This is a genomic window from Leclercia sp. TB492, from assembly GCF_049974505.2.
In the GTDB taxonomy this organism is placed as follows: Bacteria; Pseudomonadota; Gammaproteobacteria; order Enterobacterales; family Enterobacteriaceae; genus Enterobacter; species Enterobacter adecarboxylatus_C.
In genome coordinates, this window is the sequence record NZ_CM127572.1 from 3,913,250 (window position 1) to 3,929,288 (window position 16,039).

15 protein-coding genes, 1 tRNA gene, 1 rRNA gene and 1 pseudogene are annotated in these 16,039 nt (G+C 54.3%); 11 read left to right on the forward strand and 7 right to left on the reverse strand.

The features are described 5' to 3' along the window. Positions 1-2 precede the first annotated feature (2 nt). The 5 genes and pseudogenes from ACP4QI_RS18510 (at position 3) to ACP4QI_RS18530 (ending at position 4,860) form a co-directional block, all read left to right on the forward strand. Entirely contained in the window at positions 3-596 is a 594-nt protein-coding gene (locus ACP4QI_RS18510; protein ID WP_426495721.1) for an XTP/dITP diphosphatase, read from the forward strand. Then, complete coding sequence (hemW, locus tag ACP4QI_RS18515) at positions 589-1,725, forward strand: radical SAM family heme chaperone HemW (protein ID WP_142487050.1); 1,137 nt, start codon at positions 589-591, stop codon at positions 1,723-1,725. Before ACP4QI_RS18510 ends, hemW begins: the two co-directional genes overlap by 8 nt. A gap of 332 nt (positions 1,726-2,057) precedes the next feature. Continuing rightward, positions 2,058-3,002 carry a TRAP transporter substrate-binding protein gene (locus ACP4QI_RS18520; protein ID WP_426495730.1) on the forward strand — a complete coding sequence of 315 codons (945 nt, stop codon included), beginning with the start codon at positions 2,058-2,060 and terminating at the stop codon, positions 3,000-3,002. Positions 3,003-3,048: 46 nt separating this feature from the next. Then, complete coding sequence (locus tag ACP4QI_RS18525; protein ID WP_426495722.1) at positions 3,049-3,552, forward strand: TRAP transporter small permease; 504 nt, start codon at positions 3,049-3,051, stop codon at positions 3,550-3,552. After that, a pseudogene (locus ACP4QI_RS18530) lies at positions 3,552-4,860 on the forward strand (TRAP transporter large permease). Before ACP4QI_RS18525 ends, ACP4QI_RS18530 begins: the two are co-directional and overlap by 1 nt. 43 nt (positions 4,861-4,903) lie before the next feature. On the opposite strand, the gene ACP4QI_RS18535 reads toward ACP4QI_RS18530, so the two are convergent. The 3 genes from ACP4QI_RS18535 to trmB are packed head-to-tail and all read right to left on the reverse strand — an operon-like array spanning position 4,904 to position 6,721. Continuing rightward, positions 4,904-5,623 carry a YggN family protein gene (locus tag ACP4QI_RS18535; protein ID WP_142487054.1) on the reverse strand — a complete coding sequence of 240 codons (720 nt, stop codon included), beginning with the start codon at positions 5,621-5,623 and terminating at the stop codon, positions 4,904-4,906. 52 nt (positions 5,624-5,675) lie between these two features. Further along, on the reverse strand, positions 5,676-6,002 hold the full coding sequence (locus tag ACP4QI_RS18540) for a YggL family protein (RefSeq protein WP_142487055.1): 327 nt from the start codon (positions 6,000-6,002) through the stop codon (positions 5,676-5,678). Then, entirely contained in the window at positions 6,002-6,721 is a 720-nt protein-coding gene (trmB, locus tag ACP4QI_RS18545) for a tRNA (guanosine(46)-N7)-methyltransferase TrmB (protein WP_142487056.1), read from the reverse strand. Before trmB ends, ACP4QI_RS18540 begins: the two co-directional genes overlap by 1 nt. A gap of 144 nt (positions 6,722-6,865) precedes the next feature. On the opposite strand from trmB, the gene mutY reads away from it, so the two are divergent. The 4 genes from mutY (at position 6,866) to ACP4QI_RS18565 (ending at position 10,913) form a co-directional block, all read left to right on the forward strand. After that, positions 6,866-7,918 (forward strand): A/G-specific adenine glycosylase, encoded by a 1,053-nt coding sequence (mutY, locus tag ACP4QI_RS18550; protein WP_285128520.1) that lies wholly within the window; start codon positions 6,866-6,868, stop codon positions 7,916-7,918. A 25-nt stretch (positions 7,919-7,943) separates the two neighbouring features. Further along, the gene (locus ACP4QI_RS18555) at positions 7,944-8,216 is read left to right on the forward strand and encodes an oxidative damage protection protein (protein ID WP_142487058.1); all 273 of its coding nucleotides are present in this window, start codon (positions 7,944-7,946) and stop codon (positions 8,214-8,216) included. Positions 8,217-8,339: 123 nt separating this feature from the next. Then, positions 8,340-9,419 (forward strand): membrane-bound lytic murein transglycosylase MltC, encoded by a 1,080-nt coding sequence (gene mltC, locus ACP4QI_RS18560; RefSeq protein ID WP_142487059.1) that lies wholly within the window; start codon positions 8,340-8,342, stop codon positions 9,417-9,419. A gap of 237 nt (positions 9,420-9,656) precedes the next feature. Then, the gene (locus ACP4QI_RS18565; RefSeq protein WP_142487060.1) at positions 9,657-10,913 is read left to right on the forward strand and encodes a nucleoside permease; all 1,257 of its coding nucleotides are present in this window, start codon (positions 9,657-9,659) and stop codon (positions 10,911-10,913) included. 38 nt (positions 10,914-10,951) lie between these two features. Here ACP4QI_RS18565 and ACP4QI_RS18570 read toward each other — a convergent pair whose 3' ends face one another. Beyond that, complete coding sequence (locus ACP4QI_RS18570; RefSeq protein ID WP_426495723.1) at positions 10,952-13,087, reverse strand: ornithine decarboxylase; 2,136 nt, start codon at positions 13,085-13,087, stop codon at positions 10,952-10,954. A gap of 394 nt (positions 13,088-13,481) precedes the next feature. Here ACP4QI_RS18570 and ACP4QI_RS18575 point away from each other — a divergent pair, with 394 nt between their 5' ends. Together ACP4QI_RS18575 and ACP4QI_RS18580 are read left to right on the forward strand one after the other, a co-directional pair. Continuing rightward, a complete protein-coding gene (locus ACP4QI_RS18575; protein WP_142487062.1) occupies positions 13,482-14,192 on the forward strand; it encodes a DUF554 domain-containing protein in 711 nt (236 codons plus the stop codon). 95 nt (positions 14,193-14,287) lie between these two features. Beyond that, positions 14,288-14,363: transfer RNA gene (locus ACP4QI_RS18580), tRNA-Phe, on the forward strand. Between the two features lie 55 nt (positions 14,364-14,418). On the opposite strand, the gene ACP4QI_RS18585 is transcribed toward ACP4QI_RS18580, so the two are convergent. The 3 genes from ACP4QI_RS18585 to rrf form a co-directional block, all read right to left on the reverse strand. After that, entirely contained in the window at positions 14,419-15,054 is a 636-nt protein-coding gene (locus tag ACP4QI_RS18585; protein WP_426495724.1) for a deoxynucleoside kinase, read from the reverse strand. A 247-nt stretch (positions 15,055-15,301) separates the two neighbouring features. Then, a complete protein-coding gene (locus ACP4QI_RS18590; protein WP_426495725.1) occupies positions 15,302-15,643 on the reverse strand; it encodes a DUF1971 domain-containing protein in 342 nt (113 codons plus the stop codon). Between the two features lie 212 nt (positions 15,644-15,855). Beyond that, positions 15,856-15,971: ribosomal RNA gene (gene rrf, locus ACP4QI_RS18595) — 5S ribosomal RNA — on the reverse strand. Between the last annotated feature and the right edge of the window lie 68 nt (positions 15,972-16,039).

Consider the following 16,039-nt stretch of genomic DNA (forward strand, 5'->3'; position numbering starts at 1 on the left):
ACATGCAAAAAGTTGTTCTCGCTACCGGTAATGCCGGTAAGGTGCGCGAGCTGGCCTCGCTGTTAAATGATTTCGGTCTGGATGTGGTCGCGCAGACCGAGCTGGGCGTGGACTCGGCCGAAGAGACCGGCCTGACCTTTATCGAAAATGCCATTCTGAAGGCGCGCCATGCGGCGCAGGTGACCGGTCTGCCGGCCATTGCCGATGACTCCGGTCTGGCGGTGGACGTGCTTGGCGGTGCGCCAGGGATCTACTCCGCCCGCTATTCCGGCGTCGATGCCAGCGATCGGCAGAACCTCGAAAAGCTGCTGGACGCGCTCAAGGATGTACCGGATGAGCAGCGCCAGGCGCAGTTCCACTGCGTGCTGGTCTATATGCGTCATGCCGAGGATCCTACCCCGATTGTCTGCCACGGCAGCTGGCCGGGTGTCATCGCCCGCGAGGCGGCAGGCAACGGCGGTTTTGGCTACGACCCTATTTTCTTTGTCCCGACCGAGGGCAAAACCGCTGCGGAACTGACCCGCGACGAAAAAAGCGCGATTTCCCATCGTGGGCGCGCACTGAAACTGTTACTGGAAGCGTTACGTAATGGCTAATTTGCCACCTCTGAGTCTTTATATTCACATCCCGTGGTGCGTGCAGAAATGCCCGTACTGCGATTTCAATTCGCATGCGCTGAAAGGCGAAGTGCCTCATGACGATTACGTTCAGCATCTGCTTGCCGATCTGGACGCCGACGTAGCTTACGCGCAGGGACGTGAAGTTAAGACTATCTTCATTGGTGGCGGTACGCCGAGCCTGCTCTCAGGCCCGGCGATGCAGACGCTGCTGGATGGCGTGCGTGCGCGCCTCAATCTGGCAGCGGATGCAGAAATTACCATGGAGGCCAATCCGGGTACGGTAGAGGCCGATCGTTTTGTCGAGTATCAGCGTGCCGGTGTAAATCGGATCTCCATTGGCGTACAGAGCTTCAGCGAGCCGAAGTTAAAGCGTCTGGGGCGTATTCATGGCCCGGGTGAGGCAAAGCGCGCTGCACATCTGGCGACCGGGCTGGGCCTGCGCAGCTTTAACCTCGACCTGATGCACGGCCTGCCGGATCAGTCCCTGGAAGAAGCGCTGGACGATCTACGCCAGGCCATCGAACTGAACCCGCCGCATCTCTCCTGGTATCAGCTGACCATTGAGCCGAACACGCTGTTTGGTTCGCGCCCGCCGGTGCTGCCTGATGATGACGCGCTGTGGGATATTTTCGAGCAGGGCCATAGGCTTTTGACTGCCGCCGGGTATCAGCAGTACGAAACCTCGGCCTACGCAAAGCCGGGCTACCAGTGTCAGCACAACCTGAACTACTGGCGTTTTGGCGACTACCTGGGGATTGGCTGCGGTGCCCACGGCAAAGTAACCTTCCCGGACGGGCGTATTCTGCGAACCGCCAAAACGCGCCATCCGCGTGGCTATATGGAAGGGCGCTATCTGGAGCGCAGCCATGACGTCGAGGCCGAAGATAAGCCGTTTGAGTTCTTTATGAACCGCTTCCGTCTGCTGGAAGCCGCGCCGCGCGCGGAGTTTGCGTTGTATACCGGGTTACCTGAAACGGTGATTCGTCCTCAGCTGGATGAAGCCATCGCCAAAGGTTATCTGACCGAGTGCGAACACGACTGGCAGATCACTCAGCAGGGTAAATTGTTTCTCAATTCCCTGCTGGAGCTGTTCCTCGCCGAGTAATTTTCGATGCGCCTTCGGGCGCATTATCCATATATATCGGTAAAACCGACTATCCTGCACGATATTTTAATCATAACCGGGCGCCTGCCGGATATTATTACTAAAACCATTAATCTCTCTCGTTTTATTTCTCCAATCCAGCGCACATTTTAATAATAAAGCACTCCCCAGCTGAAAATTGTGATTATGATTGCGGCAGATGTACGACAACTTTGTAAATCTGTCATACAAATAAGAGCATCGCGTAACGGAATTCATTCTGACATCTTTTAGCATGGAGCTTAATAATGGAAAAAAGAACGCATCTATTTTTAGTGTTATGGGCCTTTCTGATGACCTTATTCACTTTTCCTGCCAGCGCAGCAGAGAGAGTGACCCTTAAACTCGCACATAACCTTGAACGCAGCCACGTCGTCCATCGCGCATTCGAAGCCCTGGCGAAAGATGTACACCAGTTATCCGGCGGCAAAATGACCGTGCGGATATATCCCAGCAGTCAAATGGGGAATGCCCGTGAAACAATGGAGCTCCTACAAAATGGCGCGCTGGATATGACCAAAGGATCGGCCAGTGATTTGGAATCCTTTGACAATATTTATGCTATTTATAATTTACCTTTCTTATTTAACGATCAGCAGCATTTTAATTCCGTTGTATTTGGCGAGATCGGCAAATATATTATGGAATCCACTAAAGAGAGAGGCTTCTTTGCTTTATCCGCTTATGTCGCGGGTACCCGAAGTTTCTATGCTAAAAAACCCATTACTAAACCGGCGGATCTGAAGGGGCTCAAAATTCGTGTTCAGCCAAGCCCAACCACGATCAAAATGGTGGAGCTAATGGGCGGCTCGCCAACCCCGGTCTCCTTCGGCGAAGTCTATACCGCCATGCAGCAGGGTGTGGTTGATGGGGCGGAAAATAACGTTCCGTCATGGGTACAAACGCGCCATATTGAAATCGCTAAGGTGTTCTCTGAGGATGAACATGCAGCTATCCCGGACTTTCTGGTTATCGCCACCAAAACCTGGAATGCCCTGACAGCTGAACAACAACACATTCTGGCGACAGCCGCCCTTAACTCTCAGACCTATCAGCAAAAACTGTGGGAGCAGATTGATGCTGATACCCGCGATCAGGCAAAAGCGATGGGTGGTGAAATCGTTAAAGTGGATAAAGCCCCTTTCCGCGCCGCAGTTCAGCCGCTGTTCGATGATTTCAAAAAAGATCCCAAACAAGCCGCCCTGCTGGCGAAGTTTGAAAACGCTGCGAAGCAGTAATTTTTCACAGGGTCTGTTCAGACCCTGTTTTAACGGGATATTCGCCATGATATTAAACCGCCTTAAGGCTGCGGTAGACCGCGTCATTGCTGCTTTTTGCGTGATAGTAATGGTTGCACTGGTCGTCTGTGTCGTGTGGCAGGTAATCAGCCGCTACGTCCTTAACCAGCCCAGCACACTCACCGATGAGCTGGCACGGTTTTTAATGATATGGGTTGGGTTGCTCGGCGCGGCCTATACCGTTGGCGCTCAGCGACACCTCTCAATCGATCTTCTCGCGTTATCACTCAGCCGTCCTAAGCAGGCCCTGTTGAACCTGTTTGTGAATGTGATGATTTTTGTTTTTGCCGGCCTGGTCATCGTGACGGGAGGCATCAGGCTGATAAGTAAAACCTTTGAGACGGCACAGGTCTCCGCAGCGATGCAGATCCCGATGGGTTACGTGTATCTCATACTGCCGCTTAGCGGCCTGGTCATGATGTTTTATGCCCTGAACTTCGTGTGTCAGAGCTTTCTACATTTTAAGAGTACATCTCCGGGGACGATATAATGGAAAACGCAGTAGCGCTGATGCTTTTTGGCAGCTTTTTTGTGCTGGTTTTCATCGGGATACCGATCTCTTTTTCAATCGGTATCGCCACCGTGGCCTCCATGCTGCTGATGTTTCCATGGGAGATCGCCGTCATTACGGTTTCCCAGCGCCTGGCGAACGGTTTAGATAATTTCTCGCTGCTGGCGATCCCCTTTTTTATTTTTGCGGGCACGCTGATGAACAGCGGCGGGATCGCCATACGGCTGATCAGGCTGGCGCAGGTGATGGTGGGTCGGGTGCCCGGCTCGCTCGGCCATGTGAACGTGCTGGCGAATATGATGTTTGGCTCTATCTCAGGTTCTGCGGTTGCGGCGGCCGCGGCCGTTGGCGGTACGCTTCATCCCATCCAGACAAAGCAGGGTTACGATCCCGCCTTCACCACCGCGGTAAACGTCTCATCCTGTATCACCGGCCTGCTCATTCCGCCTTCCAATGTGCTGATTGTTTTCTCCCTCACCGCAGGCGGCGTCTCGATAGCCTCTTTATTTATGGCGGGCTACCTGCCGGGGATCCTGATGGGGCTGGCGATTATGCTCGTTTGCGCGGTCATTGCTAAGCGCCGCGGCTGGCCACTGGCTGAGCGTCCCACCTGCGCACAGGCGCTAAAAGCGTTGCTCGATGCTCGATGCTCTGCCGAGCCTGCTGCTGGTGATCATCGTTATGGGGGGTATTCTTGGCGGCATCTTTACGGCTACCGAAGCCTCAGCCATTGCCGTGATCTACACCTTCATCCTGTCGGTGCTGATTTATCGTGAAGTGAAATGGCGAGATTTAGCCAGGCTTATTCTGGAGTCGGTGGTGATGACATCCATAGTCCTGCTGCTGATCGGCTTTTCCGTGGGCATGTCATGGGCAATGACCAACGCGGATATCCCTTACTTAATCAGCGATACCCTTATGGGCATTTCTGATAATCCGCTGATTATTCTGCTGTTGATAAACATCGTGCTGCTGATTGTGGGGATCTTTATGGACATGACCCCTGCGGTCCTGATCTTCACGCCCATCTTCTTGCCTATAGCCCAGGATTTGGGGATGGATCCGGTGCATTTTGGCATCATGATGGTGGCCAATCTCTGTATTGGCCTGCTGACACCGCCTGTGGGAAGTGCGCTGTTTGTCGGCTGTTCAATTTCAGGGGTAAATATACAACAGCTGATCAAACCGTTGTTGCCGTTCTACGCGGCCCTGTTGATAGCGCTAATGCTTATCGCCTATGTCCCGGCAATTTCGTTGTGTATCCCGCAACTGTTGGGATTGATGTAGTTCAGACCAGCAAAGGGAGATCCCCTTTGCTGGATAATGTGGCTTATTTCAGGCCGCTGACCAGCCCCTTGCGGCTCTCTTCCAGCGATACCACGCGTTTACACACGTCTTTGCCAAATTCCTTGAAATCCGCTTCCTGGTTCTTCCACTCGTTCTGAATGGAAGTTTGCAGCCCGCCCAGACTACCCAGCACGCCCTGCAGCGGGTTGCCGCCGCCTTTCAGCACTGCTTTAGCGCCCATCTCGTTGATACTGTCCTGCAGAATGCCGCCCATCGCCTGATTTACCAGCTGCTGGCCGTCGGCACGTACCTGATCGATCGCCTGATAGTGGAACGTCAGGCCATCGGTACGATGTTCAATAATCCGGTTCATCTGCTCTTTTAACTGCGCGTCCAGTTTGGTCAGGCGCGAGCGCATATTGCTGCTCTCTCCTACCTCTTTAGCAATGATCTTATCCAGCGCGACACGGCCTTTTTCCACACGGGTCAGAGCGCCTTCGTCGATCCACGGCAGCGCGCTGCGCAGATCGGCCTGGTAATCTTTGGCCTGTTCACGTTGGGCTGCGCTCAGCGTGTATTGCTTGCCGTTAAACATGACGTTGCCATCCGGAGTGATCACCAGATTGCCGTTCTCACCTTTTACCTGCACGGTTTGCGGGCTCAGGATCACGTCGTCACGCGGCGTAACTTCGCATTTATAGTCTGCGTGAGCGGTCAGAGCCGTAGTCATTAAAGCCGTAGCGAGCAGCGTTTTGCGCATCATATATTCTCCCTCATACAAAACGGGCCAGCAATTGCTGGCCCCTGATGCTCTATTAGTCCCACCAAATATCGAAAAGTTCGCTGATGCGCACGTCTTCGAATTTGTGGTCTTCCAGCCACTTACGTACGATAGCCTGATGCTCTTCGGTGCACTGGCCGATCTCTTGTTTGCAGATCAAACCTTCCCACGCCAGGTAGCCGCTGCCGTCAAATGCCAGCTTGTTCGGCTCGATAACTTCATTGATGAAGGCATCCACGTCTTCATCAATTTTTTCTACACTGGTGCCTTCCGGGAAACGCCATGCAACCGAAAACCCAATTTCCTGGAATTCTTCGATATGCATTTTCTTACGCAGACGACGGCTACGGTTCTTTGCCATTATTTCACCCTCTCGAACATTAAGTCCCATACGCCGTGACCAAGACGATGGCCACGCTGTTCAAATTTCGTTACCGGACGTGAGTCAGGACGCGGCACATAATCATTGCTCGCCGACTGGTTTTTATACCCGTCGAGCGTCGACATCACTTCCAGCATATGCTCCGCATACTGTTCCCAGTCGGTGGCCATGTGGAAAACGCCACCCAGCTTCAATTTACTTTTGACCAGTTCGGCAAACGGTGCCTGAACGATACGGCGTTTATTATGACGTGCTTTGTGCCATGGGTCAGGGAAAAAGAGCTGAACCATGTTCAGAGAATTGTCAGGGATCATCTTGTGCAGCACTTCTACCGCGTCATGACACATCACCCGCAGATTCTCGACGCCCTCTTCATGGGCCGTCGCCAGGCAAGCACCCACGCCCGGTGAGTGAACCTCGATACCGAGGAAGTTCTGCTCCGGACGCGCTTTTGCCATGGTCACCAGCGAAGCGCCCATGCCGAAACCGATCTCCAGCGTAATCGGCGCGTCGCGGCCAAACAGCTCAACAAAGTCGAGCGGCTGTTCGGTGAACTCTACGCCCATCACCGGCCAGTAGTTATCCAGCGCATGTTGCTGCCCCTTTGTCAGGCGCCCCTGACGGCGGACAAAGCTGCGAATACGGCGTAGCGGGCGGCCGTTTTCATCAAATTCCGGTGATATGACGTCGTTTTTCATAAAAGAGTAGTCTGCTTGTGAGAATGTTCGGGAAACGGGCATTATCCAAAGTTAATGATGGGATGCAAGCATGGGAAAGATCCGGTTTACAGCCGCATGCCGCTGTGCTGCAATCTGCGTCCCTGATATCGCGAAGCGAAGACCATGCAAGCCTCTCAATTTTCAGCCCAGGTGCTGGACTGGTACGACAAATACGGGCGTAAAACCCTGCCCTGGCAAACTGAAAAAACACCCTACAAAGTATGGCTCTCCGAGGTGATGTTGCAACAAACGCAGGTCGCTACCGTTATCCCCTACTTTGAGCGCTTTATGGCGCGTTTTCCTACCGTGACCGATCTGGCAAACGCCCCGCTCGATGAGGTGCTGCATTTGTGGACCGGGCTCGGCTACTACGCCCGCGCCCGCAATCTGCATAAAGCCGCCCAGCAGGTGGTGTCGCTGCACGGGGGTAAATTCCCGGAAACCTTCGATGAAGTGGCTGCCCTGCCGGGCGTCGGCCGCTCTACCGCCGGAGCCGTTCTCTCCCTTTCGCTGGGGAAACACTTCCCCATTCTCGACGGCAACGTGAAGCGCGTGCTGGCACGCTGCTATGCCGTTGGCGGCTGGCCGGGCAAGAAGGAGGTGGAAAAGCGGCTGTGGGAAATCAGCGAGGCGGTCACTCCCGCTCACGGCGTTGAACGCTTTAACCAGGCGATGATGGATCTGGGGGCGATGGTCTGCACCCGCTCGAAGCCCAAATGCGAACTCTGCCCGCTGAATAATCTGTGTGTGGCCTATGCCAACCACAGCTGGGCGCAGTATCCCGGTAAAAAGCCGAAGCAGACGCTGCCCGAGCGCACCGGCTATTTTCTGCTGATGCAGCACGAGGAGACGGTCTGGCTCGCCCAGCGTCCACCAAGCGGTTTATGGGGCGGCTTATTCTGCTTCCCGCAGTTTGAAGATGAGGATGGGCTTCGCGACTGGCTGGCGCAACGCGGCATCCCTGCCGATACTCTTGTGCAGCTCAACGCGTTTCGCCATACCTTTAGCCACTTCCATCTGGATATTGTTCCAATGTGGCTTCCCGTGTCCTCATTCACCTCGTGCATGGATGAAGGCACCGCTCTCTGGTATAACTTAGCGCAACCGCCGTCAGTGGGGCTGGCAGCTCCCGTAGAGCGCCTGTTACAGCAATTACGTGTCGGGGCAACGGTTTAGCTCCGGGCGACAAAGAGGAATCAGTATGGCCAGAACAATTTTTTGTACCTTCCTGCAACGCGACGCAGAAGGCCAGGACTTCCAGCTCTATCCGGGCGACCTGGGTAAGCGCATCTATAACGAGATCTCAAAAGAGGCGTGGGCGCAGTGGCAGCACAAGCAAACCATGCTGATTAACGAGCGCAAGCTCAACATGATGAACGTTGAACACCGCAAGCAGCTGGAAGAGGAGATGGTGAATTTCCTGTTTGAAGGCAAAGACGTCCACATCGAAGGCTACACGCCACCGGAAAAATAATATCGTGCAGGCTGATGCCCGGCGGCGCTACGCTTGCACGGGCCCACGATAACCAGGCCGGGTAAGCGAAGCGCCACCCGGCAAAACAGCCCCAAAAACAACACAACACGCACTCCCGGAATGATGAAAAAATTTTTAGCGCTTGCTCTTGTTGCACCGTTACTTGTTTCGTGTTCCTCCAGTAATAAAGGCGATAGCTATAACGAAGCCTGGGTGAAGGACACCAACGGTTTTGACATTCTGATGGGGCAGTTTGCCCACAACATCGAAAACATATGGGGATTTAACGAAGTTCTGATCGCCGGACCGAAAGACTACGTTAAGTACACCGACGCTTACCAGACCCGAAGCCACATCAACTTTGACGAGGGTACCATCACCGTCGAGACCATCGCCGGAACCGATCCTGCGGCACGTTTACGTGAGGCGATCGTCAAAACCCTGCTGATGGGTGACGATCCGGGCTCTATCGACCTTTACTCCGACGCCGACGACATCACCATCTCGAAAGAGCCGTTCCTGTACGGCCAGGTGGTGGATCAAACCGGTCAGTCCATTCGCTGGGAAGGTCGTGCCAACAACTTTGCCAACTATCTGCTACAAACCCGCCTGAAAAGCCGCAGCAACGGCCTGCGCGTTATCTACAGCGTGACCATTAACCTGGTGCCAAACCACCTCGATAAACGTGCGCACAAATATGTGGGGATGGTCCGTCAGGCATCGCGTAAATACGGTGTCGATGAGTCGCTGATCCTGGCGATTATGCAGACCGAATCGTCGTTTAACCCGTATGCGGTGAGCCGCTCCGACGCCCTGGGCCTGATGCAGGTTGTTCAGCACAGCGCCGGAAAAGATGTGTTCCGCGCGCAGGGGAAATCTGGCATGCCAGGCCGCAGTTATCTCTTTGATCCCGCCAGCAATATTGATACCGGTACCGCCTATCTGGCGATGCTGAACAACGTCTACCTGAGCGGCATTGATAACCCGACCTCGCGTCGCTATGCGGTCATCACCGCCTATAACGGCGGTGCGGGCAGCGTGCTGCGGGTCTTCTCCAGCGATAAACTGAAGGCGGCGAGCATTATCAACAGCATGTCGCCAGGGGATGTTTACCAGACCCTGACCACCCGTCACCCCGCCGCCGAGTCACGCCGCTATCTTTATAAGGTCAATACGGCGCAAAAGAACTATCGTAGAAAGTAGCCTTCTCTCTTTTACCCTCTCCTCCCCGGAGAGGGTAAAGATCCTCTCCAGCAGTGCAGGCCTCATCCATAGGAAAGTGTTATTTGCATCACAATCCAAACTGCAAATTAATGTTGATTGCATTTTTTTGCGGGAGGTAACAAAACATCACGCCACTCGCTGATAGAATTGCATCAAATACAAAACCCAAATGTTTCTACACCAACATACAGCCCGCTCTCTTGTGAGGAAAGTAACATGAACCTTAAGCTGCAGCTTAAAATCTTGTCGTTTCTGCAGTTCTGTCTGTGGGGGAGCTGGCTAACCACGCTCGGCTCCTACATGTTTGTCACGCTCAAATTCGACGGTGCCTCTATCGGCGCGGTCTATAGCTCTTTGGGTATCGCTGCCGTCTTTATGCCGACCCTGCTCGGGATCGTGGCGGATAAATGGATAAGCGCCAAGTGGGTGTATGCGCTTTGCCATCTGGTGGGGGCGGGTACGCTGTTTATGGCGGCCGAGGTCACCACGCCAGGGGCGATGTTTATGGTGATCCTGCTTAACTCGCTGGCCTATATGCCAACGCTGGGCCTGATTAACACCATCTCCTACTACCGTCTGAAAGACGCCGGTATGGATATCGTCACCGATTTCCCACCGATCCGTATCTGGGGCACCATCGGCTTTATCATGGCGATGTGGGGCGTGAGCTTCGCGGGCTTCGAACTGAGCCACATGCAGCTCTATATCGGGGCGGTACTCTCCGTGGTGCTGGCGCTGTTTACCCTGACCCTGCCGCACATTCCGGTCTCTAACCAGCAGAAAAACCAGAGCTGGAGCACCATGCTCGGCCTGGATGCTTTCGCGCTGTTTAAAAACAAACGCATGGCGATCTTCTTTATCTTCTCCATGCTGCTGGGTGCGGAGCTGCAGATCACCAACATGTTCGGCAATACCTTCCTGCACAGCTTCGATAACGACCCGCTGTTCTCTGGGAGCTTTATCGTAGAGCATGCGTCGGTGATGATGTCGATTTCCCAGATCTCCGAAACGCTGTTCATCCTGACCATCCCGTTCTTCCTGAGCCGCTACGGCATTAAGAACGTTATGATGATCAGTATCTTCGCGTGGATGCTGCGCTTCGGTCTGTTTGCCTACGGCGACCCGTCAGCCTTCGGTACCGTGCTGCTGGTGCTGTCGATGATTGTCTACGGCTGCGCCTTCGACTTCTTCAATATCTCCGGCTCCGTGTTTGTGGAGAAAGAGGTTCGTCCGGAAATCCGCGCCAGCGCCCAGGGCATGTTCCTGATGATGACCAACGGCTTCGGCTGTATTCTCGGCGGCGTGGTGAGCGGTAAGGTTGTGGAGATGTATACCACTAACGGTATTACTGACTGGCAGCCGGTGTGGCTGATCTTCGCAGGCTACTCTTTGGTGCTGGCCTTCGCCTTCATGGCGCTGTTCAAGTACAAACATGTTCGTACTCCAACAGGTGCGCAGACCGTCGCGCATTAATCTGTTAGGTTCCCCCCTCCTGCGAGGGGGGAATTTTTTTACTTCAGTACATACCCGTACAACCGCTTAATCCCGTCCGCATCCTTCTCGCTGTAAACGCCCTGCAGTTCCGGTGAAAAACCGGGCAGCAAATTGACGCCCTCTTCCAGCGCCAGGAAGTAACGCTGCACCGCCCCACCCCAGAGTTCGCCCGGCACCACGCACAGCACGCCCGGCGGGTATGGCAGCGCCCCCTCCGCCGCGATACGCCCTTCGGCTTCGCTGATGCGCACCAGCTCGACGTTACCGCGAATAAAGGCCTGGTTAGCATCCTGCGGGTTCATCGCCACGGTGGGCAGGCTCTCTTTACGGAACATCGCTTTCTGCAAATCCTTCACGTCAAAGCTGACGTACAGATCGTGCATCTCCTGGCAGAGCTGACGCAGGGTATAGTCGCGATAGCGCACCGGGTATTTCTTCCAGATGGTCGGCAGGACATCCGCAAGCGGGGTGTCGTCCTCAATGTGCTGTTCAAACTGGCCCAGCATCGCCACCAGTTGCGCCATCTTCTCTGCGCTCTCCGCGGGAGTGAGCAGGAACAGAATGGAGTTAAGATCGCACTTCTCCGGAACGATGCCTTTCTCACGCAGGTAGTGCGCCAGAATGGTCGCCGGGATGCCAAAGTCAGTATACTCCCCGCTTTCAGCATCGATACCCGGCGTGGTCAGCAGCAGCTTGCACGGGTCGACAAAGTATTGCTCCTCGGCATAGCCCTCAAAGCCGTGCCATTTGGCCCCCGGCTCAAAGCTGAAGAAACGCAGCTCGCTGGCAATCGCATGGGTAGGATGATCCTGCCACGGACGCCCGGCCACCACCGGCGGGATAAACGGCTTAATCATCTTGCAGTTGGCGATAATCGCCTTGCGCGCCTCGATACCCAGCTCAACGCACTCGGCCCAAAGCCGACGTCCGCTCTCCCCTTCATGGATCTTGGCGTTAACGTCGAGAGCTGCAAACAGCGGATAGAACGGGCTGGTGGAAGCGTGAAGCATAAAGGCGTTGTTGAGGCGCTTATGCGGGCAGAAACGCGCCTGACCGCGGATATGGTTATCCTTTTTGTGGATCTGCGAGGTCTGGGAGAACCCGGCCTGCTGTTTGTGCACCGACTGGGTGACAAAAATCCCCGGATCCTTCTCATTGAGATCCAGCAACAGCGGCGAGCTATCCGCCATCATCGGAATAAACTGCTCGTAACCCACCCACGCGGAGTCAAACAGGATGTAGTCACACAGCTGGCCGATCTTGTCGATCACCTGGCGGGCGTTATAGATGGTGCCGTCATAGGTGCCGAGCTGGATCACCGCCAGACGGAACGGACGCGCTTCACGGGCTTTTTCCGGCGCCACTTCGCGGATCAGCTCCCGCAGATAGGTCTCGTCAAAGCAGCGGTCATCAATGCCGCCAATAAAGCCAAACGGGTTACGCGCCGCTTCGAGATAAACCGGGGTCGCTCCGGCCTGGATCAGCGCGCCATGGTGGTTGGATTTATGGTTGTTGCGGTCAAACAGCACCAGATCGCCACGGGTGAGCAGCGCATTGGTCACCACCTTATTGGCGGCCGAGGTGCCGTTGAGGACGAAATAGGTTTTGTCGGCGTTAAACACCTTTGCGGCGAACTTTTGCGCATGCTTGGCAGAACCTTCATGGATCAGCAGATCGCCCAGCTTCACGTCGGCGTTGCACATATCGGCACGAAAGACATTCTCACCAAAGAAATCGAAGAACTGGCGGCCTGCCGGGTGTTTCTTAAAGAATGCCCCGTGCTGATGCCCCGGGCAGGCAAAGGTGCTGTTGTCCATCGCCACGTACTGGCTGAGAGTGTCGAAAAACGGCGGCAGCAGGTTCTCTTCATAGCGACAGGCCGCGGCTTCCAGCTCTAACCACTCCTGCGCTTTGCCATCGATCACAGCATCGACACCCGCAGGGGTTTCAACAGGCTGTGGCGAGAACATAAATACAGGCAGGTTAAAACCGGTTCGTTTCAGTAATGCGAGGATGCCGCTGTGACTTTCAGCGACGGTAATGACGACTGCCGCCACATCCGTAAAATCTGTGTTATCCAGCGTCACCACTTCCCGGTGTGTGGATAAGGCGGACGCCAGCTCGCGGCTGACGGCAATTTTCATTGATTTCATAAGCGCAAATACCCGTGCAAGGCGTGAAAAAGCCCCGGACAGGGAGTCCCCCTGCCCAACGAATGTGTCTGACCGGAGTTCAGCTCCGACCGCCAGACATCAGTAAAAGCAGAACGCGTCTGGTTTTACTGTTGTCCTGCAGTGAGCCTGCGTTACCCTCACCGCATGGTGAGCGTAGAATAAGATGTGTCGATACGGCCAGCCATTTGAGCGAGAGAGAGTCTGTGCATTGGCGGCCTCGTATCTGAGAGGAGAAAATTCGCGCAATAATGTCACCTTTCGCCAGGGGGCGCAAGAAGGAATCATTATGCAAAAAATGGGATTAACTTGGCGATTACTCACTGAAAAGAGTAATAATAATGCAATATCAATGAGTAAATAACAGGAGTTCACAGTGGTTATTGGACCGTTCATTAATGCGGGAGCCGTGCTGCTGGGCGGCGTACTTGGCGCCGTGCTAAGCCAGCGACTACCGGAGCGTATTCGCTCCTCGATGCCTTCAATCTTTGGCCTCGCCTCACTGGGGATTGGTATTCTGCTGGTCATCAAGTGCGCCAACCTGCCGGTGATGGTGCTGGCAACGCTGCTCGGAGCGTTGATTGGAGAGTTCTGCTATCTGGAGAAGGGGATTAACGGCGCCGTCAGCAAAGCGAAAAATCTGCTTTCCCGTGGGAAACAGAAAGGCGGTGGTCACGACGCGTTTATTCAGAACTATGTCGCCATCATCATTCTGTTTTGCGCCAGCGGCACGGGGATTTTTGGCTCGATGCAGGAGGGGATGACCGGCGACCCCAGCATTCTTATCGCTAAAGCCTTCCTGGATTTCTTTACTGCCACCATTTTTGCGACCACCCTGGGTATCGCGGTTGCCGCGATTTGCGTGCCGATGCTGCTTATCCAGCTCGCCCTCGCGACCTGCGCCACATTAATCTTACCGCTGACCACGCCAGCAATGATGGCGGACTTTACCGCCGTTGGTGGTCTGCTGCTGCTGGCAACCGGGCTGCGGATCTGCGGAATTAAGATGTTTGCGGTAGTCAATATGCTGCCTGCGCTGGTGATCGCTATGCCGCTTTCCGCCCTGTGGACCGCGTTTTTTGCCTGAGATCGCAGCAAACTGGCGACAGAGTGTGCGGTCAGTAGCGAAATCAACAAATTCCATTGACGGCACGAGGCGGATCGGGTTTAATTCGCCCCGTTGCCCGGATAGCTCAGTCGGTAGAGCAGGGGATTGAAAATCCCCGTGTCCTTGGTTCGATTCCGAGTCCGGGCACCACTATTTAAAGAAACCAGCCTACGGGCTGGTTTTTTGCTTTTGGAGAAACAGAATCTTATAACTTCTTCAGCTTCCCTATCACCGCATCTGCCAGCGCTTCAGGGCATGCAAACCCCGACCGAACCCGATGCGTCAGCAGCGTTGAGCCATACTGACGGGTAATTTGCGGCAGACAGGCGTCGTGAAAGGCTTTAACGTCCTCAAAGTAGTCCAGCGTGTATTTATCCTCCCCAGGCCGTGCTCGCGCCATACAGTCGTTAAAACAGGCCGTGGCGTCGCGATCGATATAGACCACCAAATCGATATGCGGATAGCGCCGCAGGTTATCCTTAATCTGGTAGAAATAGGACATATAGCGGGCCGATGGCTGTTCAGTCATCAGGAAATTCACATGGCAGAACACGATGTCGCTGAACAGGGAACGTTCTATAACGTAGTTGCCTTCCGGGATGTTGTTTAACAGACGCTGGCGGGAAGCGGTGATATAGAGCTGAAAGGCCACTCTGGCGTCAGCGTCGTGCGGGTTCTCAACGAACACCTGAAGCAGCTCAAGAAATACCGGATCTTCATCCACGGGCTCCTTTATTACACTCCAGTTTGCGCCTGTTTTTTCTGTTAACGCCGCCGCCAGAGGTACCAGCAGGGTGCTTTTCCCCGCAGCAATATTGGCCTCAATAGCAACGATCTTCACAGCGATCCTCCTGAAAATGGATCCGCTGAAGCAGGATCGGCCAGTCGATCGTGATTTATGGTCGGGCAAAATGGGGCTTCACAGGAGAGATATTCCTGGTATTCAGCCACGTGCAGCAGAAGTTGCTCCCCACAGGATTCCTGTTCGCCGTAGTCGACCCGCGTTGAAGAGTGTCTGAAGAAAGTGATCATAACGCTTTCACACCGTATGAAGGGGCTCCCTTATTAAGGATAAGGGAGCATCGGGATTATGCCTTTTTCGCGCTGTAAACTTCTTCACCTGAGAACGCCGGTTCAGCCCAGAAATTGATATTAAACTGCGCATCATCGGTCATCTCAATACGGTGCCAGTACTGCGGTGGGCTGGTCGCAAAGGTGCCTGCTTTAATCACGACTTTTACTTCTGGCTCCGTCGCCTCTTCATTGGCGAAGCCGTAGTAGGTTACAGTCCCTTCCATTACACAAAGCTGGCCAAAAATTCCGGCTGCAGTGTTGTGGTGGCTCAGAAGCGCTGCGGGGACATTGTCTTTAGTAAAGAAGGGAGTGGAACGTTTGATGGTCCAGTTTTTGGGAATTCTGTGATGGCTCATAAGTACCTCCGGCTTTAAACATGTATTTAAAATACATCTTTATGTTTCGCCTGTAAAGTATTATTGATAATAAATCTCATTTACATGGAAGGTAACTCTACTGCAGAAAGGATAATAGCTTGTAGGCCGGGTAAGGCGCAGCCACCCGGCGGGTTTTTCCCGCCGCAACGCAAAAAGCCCATCCGTGAGGATGGGCTTTCGCGTAATTTGATGCCTGGCAGTTCCCTACTCTCGCATGGGGAGGCCCCACACTACCATCGGCGCTACGGCGTTTCACTTCTGAGTTCGGCATGGGGTCAGGTGGGACCACCGCGCTACAGCCGCCAGGCAAATTCTGTTAAATCTGTATCAAAGCTGAAAGTTGAGTGTCTGTCTCTTCGCCGAAACAGCTTCGGC

What these genes read in the sequence shown, in the direction of transcription:
- ACP4QI_RS18510 (WP_426495721.1), top strand. Translation starts at nt 3, where the DNA reads ATGCAAAAAGTTGTTCTCGCTACCGGTAATGCCGGTAAGGTGCGCGAG.
- hemW (WP_142487050.1), top strand. Translation starts at nt 589, where the DNA reads ATGGCTAATTTGCCACCTCTGAGTCTTTATATTCACATCCCGTGGTGC.
- ACP4QI_RS18520 (WP_426495730.1), top strand. Translation starts at nt 2,058, where the DNA reads ATGACCTTATTCACTTTTCCTGCCAGCGCAGCAGAGAGAGTGACCCTT.
- ACP4QI_RS18525 (WP_426495722.1), top strand. Translation starts at nt 3,049, where the DNA reads ATGATATTAAACCGCCTTAAGGCTGCGGTAGACCGCGTCATTGCTGCT.
- ACP4QI_RS18535 (WP_142487054.1), bottom strand. Translation starts at nt 5,623, where the DNA reads ATGATGCGCAAAACGCTGCTCGCTACGGCTTTAATGACTACGGCTCTG.
- ACP4QI_RS18540 (WP_142487055.1), bottom strand. Translation starts at nt 6,002, where the DNA reads ATGGCAAAGAACCGTAGCCGTCGTCTGCGTAAGAAAATGCATATCGAA.
- trmB (WP_142487056.1), bottom strand. Translation starts at nt 6,721, where the DNA reads ATGAAAAACGACGTCATATCACCGGAATTTGATGAAAACGGCCGCCCG.
- mutY (WP_285128520.1), top strand. Translation starts at nt 6,866, where the DNA reads ATGCAAGCCTCTCAATTTTCAGCCCAGGTGCTGGACTGGTACGACAAA.
- ACP4QI_RS18555 (WP_142487058.1), top strand. Translation starts at nt 7,944, where the DNA reads ATGGCCAGAACAATTTTTTGTACCTTCCTGCAACGCGACGCAGAAGGC.
- mltC (WP_142487059.1), top strand. Translation starts at nt 8,340, where the DNA reads ATGAAAAAATTTTTAGCGCTTGCTCTTGTTGCACCGTTACTTGTTTCG.
- ACP4QI_RS18565 (WP_142487060.1), top strand. Translation starts at nt 9,657, where the DNA reads ATGAACCTTAAGCTGCAGCTTAAAATCTTGTCGTTTCTGCAGTTCTGT.
- ACP4QI_RS18570 (WP_426495723.1), bottom strand. Translation starts at nt 13,087, where the DNA reads ATGAAATCAATGAAAATTGCCGTCAGCCGCGAGCTGGCGTCCGCCTTA.
- ACP4QI_RS18590 (WP_426495725.1), bottom strand. Translation starts at nt 15,643, where the DNA reads ATGAGCCATCACAGAATTCCCAAAAACTGGACCATCAAACGTTCCACT.